We start from the raw sequence: 5,237 nt of genomic DNA, 5'->3' as shown, positions 1-5,237 counted from the left end.
GCGCTGGACGCGTGGCGCGACCACGCCGGCGACGCGCACGCGGCAGTCCGGCGCGCGGACCCGTCGCGGTACAGCGCCGTCGAGGTCGCCGAGGCGGACGCCGCGCAGCCGACCGTCGCGCGGCTCGTCCGGGACTACCGGGCTCGTGAGCCGGCGGTGCTCGTCGTCGGCGACGGCACGGCCGCGCTCGCGACCACGGACGCGGACGCCCGCGACGTCCTCCCCGACAGCGTGGGGACGGCGACGCTGGCGGTCGCTGACTTCGACGCCGACCACAGCGAAGCACTCGTCGACACAGTGCGGGGTGGCCTATGACGCGGACGGCGACGATTTCGACCGAGGTCTCCGACCCCGGGGTCGTCGCGGCCGCGGTCCGCCCCGACAACACCGCCGAGATGGACACGCGAGTCGAGGACGGCAGCGTCGTCACGCGCATCGAGCGCGGGGACACTGGCGGCCTCCAGTCGACGGTCGACGACTACGTCGTGAACGTCACGGTGGCAGCGGAAGTCGTACAGCACGCGAACCGACACACGACACACGAACCATGAGCGAACGTTCCGTATCCAAGCAGAACCAAGAGAAACGGTGGTACACCGTGCTCGCGCCGGAGGAGTTCGACCGGCAGGAGCTCGGCGAGACGCCCGCCGACGAACCAGAACAGGTCTACGACCGAACCATCGAGACGACGCTCGACGAGCTCGTCGACGGCGGCGAGAACAACGTCAAGCTCACCTTCCAGGTGACCGACGTCGGCAGCGACACCGCGTCCACGGAGTTCGTCAAGCACGAGCTCACGCGGGACTACAAGCGCAGCCTCGTCCGCCGCGGCTCGTCGAAGATCGGCGTGACCATCACGGTCCTCACGACGGACGACTACCGCGTGAAGATCCAGCCGGTCGCGTACACGACCAAGCAGGCCGACCAGAGCCAGCAGAAGGCCATCCGCCGCACGATGATCGACCTCGTCGAGGAAGCCGGCGAGGAGCGCACGTTCGAGGCGCTCATCGACTCCATCACGGAGGGCCGGCTCTCCTCGGCCATCTACGACGAGGCGAACACCATCTACCCGCTCCGCCGCGTGGAAGTCCAGAAGGCGACGCTGGAAGCGCCGCCCGAGGAAGTCTACGAGGAAGAAGAGACGTCCGTCGGCGTCGAAGACGAGGACGCCTGACGCCGCGCCGTCCGAACTACCCTTTTCGCGCCCGCCGCGTCGACAGCGCCGCGGCCGTCACTCGGTGACGACGATTTTCCCGACCATCCCCGCGCCCTCGTGGGGGATGCAGACGTAGTAGTGGTCGCCGGGCACCTCGAAGGTGTGCTCGTAGGTCTCGCTCGGGCGGACGATGCCGCCGCCCCCGATGCTCTGTGCCCACGCCTCGCGGGCGGCCTCCTCGCCGTCGAACCCGCCGGACGCCCAGTACTCGGCGTCCTCGGGGATGCCGTCCTCGTAGGCGGTGACGGTGTGGTTCCGCGAGCCGGTGTTCGCCCAGACGACGGTGTCCCCCGCGCTCGCTTCGAACGTCGGCACGTCCGCGCCCTCGACGGCGGGGTCGGGGACGAACGCGTTCGACTGCATGCCGATGTCGTACTCCGAGCTGGACAGCGACGGCCCGACGCAGCCGGCCAGCGTCGCGGTGACGCCGGCGCCGGCTGCCGCGAGGAACGCCCGGCGTTGCATGTTCGACAGTCGGTCCGTCGGCCATTTATACGGCGCGGTACGGCCGCACGCCCCGAGCCCTCGACGCGCACCGGCCGGTGAGAATCCGGATGTAAACACGTAAGGACGCCTGCCGAGATGCACGGAACATGCAACCCCGCTTCGTCGGCCGGTTGGGCGTCGCGGACGCCGTGACCGCGGCGAACGCGGCCCTCGGGTTCGTGGCGGTGGTGGCGGCCACCGTCGACGTCGCGCTGGCCGCGCGTCTCGTGCTGCTCGCCGCCATCGCCGACGGGCTCGACGGCGTGCTCGCGCGCAGGTACGGCGGGACGCCGGCCGGCGAACACCTCGACTCGCTGGCGGACGTGGCGTCGTTCAGCGTCGCGCCCGCGTTCCTCGTCGCCGTCGTCGCCCGGGACGCGTGGGGCTTCGAGAGCGCGCTCGGCGCCGCGGCGCTCGCCGCGTGCGCGCTGTTCGTCGCAGCGGGCGTCGTCCGCCTCGGCCTCTACACGGCCTACGACACGGGCAACGACCACACCGAGGGGGTGCCGACGACGCTCGCGGCGACCCTGCTGGCGGCGGGCGTGCTCGCGGGCGTCGGCGACCCGCGAGTCGTCGCCGCGGCCGTCGCCGCGCTCACGCTCCTGATGGTCTCCCCCATCACGTACCCCGACCTCTACTCGCGGGACGCGCTCGCGATGGGCGCCGTGCAGGCCGCCGCCGTGCTCGCGCCGACGCTCGGCCCGCGGCTGTTCCCCCGCGCGCTGCTGGCGTGGGCGACCGCGTACCTCCTGCTCGCGCCGCGGTTCTACTGGCGCGGCGAAGGGAAACGCTCATAGGCGCGCTGGCGGAAGCACGTAGTATGAGCGACGGGGACGAGGAACCCGAGGAGTCGGCCGACGCGCCGGCCACGGACGTGGACGTAGAAACGCTTCAGGAGCGTCTCGACGACGCCGCCGACGCCCTCGAGAGCGCCGAGACGGAGGCCGACCTCGACGACGTCGAAGCCATCCTCGACGGCGTCGAGTCGGACCTCGAGTCCGCGGACCTCCCGGAACCCGACGACGAGGACGAGGAGGACCCCGCCGACGAAATCGAGTCCCGGCTCTCCGAACTCCGCGACGACCTCGAAGCCCAGCGCGGGCCGTACGCCGAGGACGTCGTCGCCGCCATCGAGGACGCCCAGTCAGCGCTGGAGTCGACGCGCTGGACCGAACAGGGCGAGGCGGAACTCCAGACCGCGGTCAGCGACTACCTCGACGCCGCCGGGGACGCGCTCGAGGAGTCGTTCGTGGGCGGCGACGTCGCCGACCCCGAGGCGCTCGCCGAGGAACTCGAGGAGGTCGCCGAAGCCGTCGACGCCGCCGGCCTCGACCCGGACGAGGACGCCGAGACCGTCGAGGCGCTCACGGAGGCGACCGACGCGCTCACCGCGGGCGTCGAGGACGCCCAGGAGTGGGACGACCTCTCGGTCCGGCAGAAGCTCCGCGCGGAGGGCTACTACGAGGTCATGGGCCAGAAGCGCAAGGACTTCCCGCCGGAGTGGACGGCGCTCAAGCAGTGGGAGCAGCGCGAGAACGTCGACATGATCCTGCTCTGCCTCGAACACATGGGCGACTCCGAGTTCATGGAGCGCCACTGTCTGGAGGCGCTCAAGCGCGTCGCCAGCGAGGAAGCCTTAGAGGAAGTGGGCGAGCGGGCGGCGCGCCGGAACACGCTCGCGGTCGAAATCGTCGGCCGCATCGGCAGCGAGGACGGCATCGAGCACGTCGTCGACTTCGTGGACGCCGAGGGCAACCCCGACCTCCGCACGACCGCGCTGAAGGCGCTCGGCGAGATCGGCAGCGAGGAGACCACCCAGGACGTCGCCGACCAGCTCGTCGCCGACGACGACAGCGTGCGCTCCCGCGCCGCGCGCTCGCTCGGCCTCATCGGCGACACCCGGGCCATCGACCCGCTGACTGACGTGCTCGCCGACGACGACAGCGACACGGTGCGGGCGTCCGCGGCGTGGGCGCTCGTCCAGATCGGCACCGAGCGCGCGCTCGAGGCCGCCGCCGAGTACGCCGACGACCGCGCGTACATCGTCGAACAGGAGGCCCAGAAGGCCGCCGACGCGCTCGACGCGGACGCCGCGGAAGCCGCCGCCTGATTCTCGCCCCGACCTTTACGTGCGAAGCCGGGACCAACCCGGGCCGTGCTCGCGCGCCTCGCGCTCGCCGCGCTGCTCGCGTCGGCGACCATCACGGCCGTCGCGCCGAACCCCGCCAGCGACGGCGACGCCGGCGAGTTCGTCGCCGTCTCCTTCGACGAGCCGACGAACACCACGGGCTGGACGGTCGCCGACGACGACACCGCCGCCGCGCTCCCGAACCGCACGCTCTCCGGGACGGTCGCGCTGTCGACGCAGCCGGCGGCCGCCCGCGAGCGCACCGACCTCCCCGTCGTCGGCCTGCGCGCTCGCTCTCGCTCGCGAACGGCGGCGAGACCGTCGAACTCCGCGCCCGAAACCGCACCGTCGACGCGCTCTCGTACGCGAGCGCGCCGACCGCCGAGCGCTGGGACGGCAGCGAGTGGACGCCGCTGGGCGCGTCGTCGTTCGCGCCGTTCGCCGCCTCGAACGTCTCCGTCTCCGCGTTCGCGCTCCCCGACGCCGCCGGCCCGCCCATCGACGTGCTCGAATCCGCGGAGGACCGCCTCTACCTCGCGGGGTACACGTTCACGTCCGCCCGCGCCACTCGCGCGCTCGCCGCGGCCGCCGACCGCGGCGTGGACGTGCGCGTCCTCGTGGAAGGGGGCGTCGCGGGCGGCGCACCCAGTCCCGAAGGCGCGCGCCTCGACGTGCTCGCCGCGGCGGGCGTCGACGTCCACGTGCTGGACGGCGAGCGCGCCCGCTACAGCTTCCACCACGCGAAGTACGCCGTCGCCGACGACCGCGCGGTCGTCCTCTCGGAGAACTGGAAGCCCTCCGGGACCGGCGGCCACGGCAACCGCGGCTGGGGCGTCACCGTCGCGGACGCGGGCGTCGCCGACCACCTCGCGGACGTGTTCCGCGCCGACACCGACTGGGCGGACGCCAAACCGTGGAAGACCGTCCGCGAGAACTTCACCGTCGTCGACGGCGACCCGGCGACCGAATCCTACCCGACGCGCTTCCCGGCCCTCGACGAGCGCGCCGACGGCGTCCGCGTGCTGGTCGCACCAGACAACGCGCGGTCGGGGGTCCGCGAGCTGGTCGCGTCGGCTGACGAGTCGCTGGTCGTCGAGCAGGCGAGCCTCGACCGGCACAGCCCGTTCACGAACTGGACTGTCGACGCGGCCCGGCGCGGTGTGAAGGTGCGCGTGCTGCTCTCCGGGAAGTGGTACGCCCGCGAATCCAACCGGAACACCACCGAACGCCTGAACCGCATCGCTGCCGAGGAGGGTCTGGACCTCGACGCGAAGCTCGCGGCGCCCCGGTCGCGCTACGAGAAAGTCCACGTCAAGGGCGCGGTCGTGGACGGCGAGCGCGCGCTCGTCGGCAGCCTGAACTGGAACGAGCACGCCGCCACCGAGAACCGCGAGGTCGTCGTCGCGG

General features: G+C 72.4%; 6 protein-coding genes and 1 pseudogene. 6 read left to right on the top strand and 1 reads right to left on the bottom strand.

The window, feature by feature from the left end; all coding sequences use genetic code 11:
• The 3 genes and pseudogenes from GJ634_RS15660 to GJ634_RS14005 form a co-directional block, all read left to right on the top strand.
• Positions 1-315 (top strand): annotated as a pseudogene (locus GJ634_RS15660) (hypothetical protein); the annotation flags it as partial.
• On the top strand, positions 312-551 hold the full coding sequence (locus tag GJ634_RS14010; protein ID WP_157503484.1) for a KEOPS complex subunit Pcc1: 240 nt from the start codon (positions 312-314) through the stop codon (positions 549-551). The pseudogene GJ634_RS15660 and the gene GJ634_RS14010, both read left to right, overlap by 4 nt.
• Positions 548-1,174, top strand: coding sequence for a 30S ribosomal protein S3ae (locus GJ634_RS14005; protein ID WP_157503483.1), 627 nt, complete (start codon positions 548-550; stop codon positions 1,172-1,174). Before GJ634_RS14010 ends, GJ634_RS14005 begins: the two co-directional genes overlap by 4 nt.
• 57 nt (positions 1,175-1,231) lie before the next feature.
• Here GJ634_RS14005 and GJ634_RS14000 read toward each other — a convergent pair whose 3' ends face one another.
• Positions 1,232-1,681, bottom strand: a complete 450-nt coding sequence (locus tag GJ634_RS14000; protein WP_157503482.1) for a plastocyanin/azurin family copper-binding protein — start codon at positions 1,679-1,681, stop codon at positions 1,232-1,234.
• 128 nt (positions 1,682-1,809) lie between these two features.
• On the opposite strand from GJ634_RS14000, the gene GJ634_RS13995 reads away from it, so the two are divergent.
• The 3 genes from GJ634_RS13995 to GJ634_RS13985 all read left to right on the top strand — a co-directional run.
• Positions 1,810-2,499 (top strand): protein sorting system archaetidylserine synthase, encoded by a 690-nt coding sequence (locus GJ634_RS13995; RefSeq protein WP_157503481.1) that lies wholly within the window; start codon positions 1,810-1,812, stop codon positions 2,497-2,499.
• A 23-nt stretch (positions 2,500-2,522) separates the two neighbouring features.
• Positions 2,523-3,812, top strand: a complete 1,290-nt coding sequence (locus GJ634_RS13990) for a HEAT repeat domain-containing protein (RefSeq protein ID WP_157503480.1) — start codon at positions 2,523-2,525, stop codon at positions 3,810-3,812.
• A gap of 521 nt (positions 3,813-4,333) precedes the next feature.
• Positions 4,334-5,237: phospholipase D-like domain-containing protein (locus tag GJ634_RS13985; protein WP_331714190.1), on the top strand; the 904-nt coding region annotated here is incomplete at its 3' end.

This window comes from Halobacterium sp. CBA1126 (genome assembly GCF_009741975.1).
GTDB lineage: Archaea > Halobacteriota > Halobacteria > Halobacteriales > Halobacteriaceae > Halobacterium.
Note: the sequence above shows the minus strand (reverse complement) of the source record. Positions and strands in the feature narration are given on the sequence as shown.

Coding starts and splice junctions, on each gene's coding strand:
- GJ634_RS13990 (WP_157503480.1), top strand. CDS start 2,523: ATGAGCGACGGGGACGAGGAACCCGAGGAGTCGGCCGACGCGCCGGCC.
- GJ634_RS14010 (WP_157503484.1), top strand. CDS start 312: ATGACGCGGACGGCGACGATTTCGACCGAGGTCTCCGACCCCGGGGTC.
- GJ634_RS13995 (WP_157503481.1), top strand. CDS start 1,810: ATGCAACCCCGCTTCGTCGGCCGGTTGGGCGTCGCGGACGCCGTGACC.
- GJ634_RS14005 (WP_157503483.1), top strand. CDS start 548: ATGAGCGAACGTTCCGTATCCAAGCAGAACCAAGAGAAACGGTGGTAC.
- GJ634_RS14000 (WP_157503482.1), bottom strand. CDS start 1,681: ATGCAACGCCGGGCGTTCCTCGCGGCAGCCGGCGCCGGCGTCACCGCG.